Genomic DNA, 2299 nt, shown 5'->3' with positions numbered 1-2299 from the left:
TTTCGTCGGCTGGGTCAGATGTGTATACGTGACAGGGAGCTAATCTGGTTTAACGGGGGCGGGGGCACTCAGCCTAGCCAGCCGGCTGCTGCTTCTACTGCTGATGATGTCTGGGCCCCAAGCGCTCCCAGCTCTGGCACCGCAGTTGGTGAGCGCGAAGGCAGCTCTACGGCGGTGGCTCCTCCTTCCTCGACAATCTACTCGCTAAACCTGCTTCCCATCGGTGGCTTTGTGCGTATGCCTGGCGAGAACGGGGAGATGTACGATGAGTACGGGCGCTATGACCCGCAGAGCTTCGCCTCGAAGTCCGCTGGTAAACGCCTCATTGTGCTGGTGGCCGGGGTAGCGATGAACTTCTTGCTGGCGATCGTCCTCTTCTCGATCGCTTACAGTGTCGGGGAGCCGGTGATTCCGCCGGTCATTGCCAAAGTAGCGCCGGGCTCGCCGGCGGCGGCGGCGGGCTTGCGCCCGGGCGATACCTTCCTCTCTGTCAATGGCCAGCCGGTTCAGCAGTTCTCTGATGTGCAGAATATTGTCCAGCAAGCCATCGCTCAGGCCCACGGTCAGGCTACAGTACCGGTGCACGTTGTCATCAGACACGCCGGTGATCCGCAGCCAGTGGCGCTGACCATCAATGTGCGGGTCAATCCTCCCCCGGGTCAGGGACCGATGGGGATCGAGCGCGGCAATGAGGTTCGCTATGTGACCTATCCGCTCTGGCAGGCTCCACTCAAAGGCATCACGCAGACCTTCTCTGTGACTGGCCAGTTTATCTCCAGTATCGTCCAGATGGTGACAGGAGCGGTGAAACCGGAGATTGCTGGACCGGTGGGTATTGTGCAGATGACTGGCGAGGTGGCCCAGACGGTGCCTACCATTGGCTGGTGGCCCATTTTGACCCTGACCGGTATCCTGAGCTTGAATCTGGCCATTATCAATATCTTGCCGTTCCCAGCTCTCGATGGGGGACGGGTGCTCTTGATCTTCATTGAACTGCTGCGCGGCGGCAAGCGCTTGCGCCCTGAGCGCGAAGGCCTGATTAATCTGGTGGGTATGGCCATTCTTTTGATGTTGATCGTGGTCGTCACGATCAGCGATGTCATGAATTGGAGCGCCCGCTGAGCGCCAGTGCAGTGCTGGTATGATGGGTAGTTTGCCCTCCAGACAAGGCGTCTGCTCTCCTGCTTGCTGGCTGGCCTCGATTGCTCTGGCAGGGCCAGAGCAAGCAGGCAGAGCCTCGCCGCAGTCGTTGGGTGGTAGATTCTTGCTCAGCCGCGCCTTGCCGCTGAGAGCGCGGCTGTTATGATAGATGCATCGGATTTATGGAGTGCTTATGCGAAGAAAGACGCGACAGATTCATGTTGGAGATGTGCCTATCGGTGGCGATGCACCCATTGCGGTGCAGTCGATGTGCACCACCTACACCCGTGATGTCGAGAGCACCGTGGCCCAGATCTTGCGCCTTGAAGAAGTAGGCTGCGAGCTGGTGCGCGTGGCCGTGCCAGAGATGGAAGATGCGCTCGCCCTGGGGGAGATCAAGAAGCGTATCCACATTCCGCTGATCGCCGATATTCATTATAACCATCAGCTTGCCCTGGAGGCAATTCGCCAGGGCGTCGACTGCGTACGCATTAATCCTGGTAACTTGATTCATGGGCGCAAGGCTCTAGAGGAGATTGTCAAGGCTTGTAAGGAGCGCGGTATAGCGATGCGCATCGGGGTCAATTCCGGCTCGCTCGATGCCCTGGACAAGCAGGCCCAGATGCAGCGCATCCAGATTCGCCGCCGCTCCGATGGGGTAGTGGAGCGCAGTGATCCAGCTGAGGAGCGCCGACGCGAGCGTGAGCAGCTGGCCGAGCGCATGGTGAATAAGGCTCTGGAGTACATTGGCTGGTGTGAGGAGCTGGATTTCCACGAAATCAAGGTCTCGCTGAAGTCCTCTGCGCCATTGACGGCGATTGAAGCCTATCGGCGCTTCTCACAGCGCTCCGACTATCCGCTGCATTTGGGGATCACCGAAGCCGGGACTTTGGTGCCAGGGGCGGTGAAGTCGGCGGTTGGTCTGGGTATCTTGCTGGCTGAGGGGATTGGCGATACTATTCGCGTCAGTCTAAGCGCCGAGCCGGAGCAGGAGATCCCTGTGGCCTATGAAATCCTGCGCTCGCTGGAGCTGCGCAATCGCGGCGTGACCTTTGTTTCATGCCCTTCTTGTGGGCGCGTCGAGATCGATGTTATCGAAGTTGCTAATGAAGTGGAGCGCCGGCTGGCCAAAGTACAGACCCCTATTCATGTAGCGGTG

At 59.0% G+C, this 2299-nt stretch carries 2 protein-coding genes; both read left to right on the top strand.

What is annotated here, in order from left to right:
• The coding region (locus tag IRZ31_RS21225) for a M50 family metallopeptidase (protein WP_297157735.1) at nt 1-1122 on the top strand (1122 nt) is incomplete at its 5' end.
• 211 nt (nt 1123-1333) lie between these two features.
• Nucleotides 1334-2299, top strand: a 966-nt coding sequence (gene ispG, locus IRZ31_RS21220) for a flavodoxin-dependent (E)-4-hydroxy-3-methylbut-2-enyl-diphosphate synthase (protein WP_297157733.1), incomplete at its 3' end; no start/stop codon positions are given.

The sequence above is a fragment of the Thermogemmatispora sp. genome (assembly GCF_019683635.1).
Lineage (GTDB): Bacteria > Chloroflexota > Ktedonobacteria > Ktedonobacterales > Ktedonobacteraceae > Thermogemmatispora.
The sequence above is the reverse complement of the archived record's forward strand: the minus strand, read 5'-3'. Positions and strand labels throughout refer to the sequence as shown.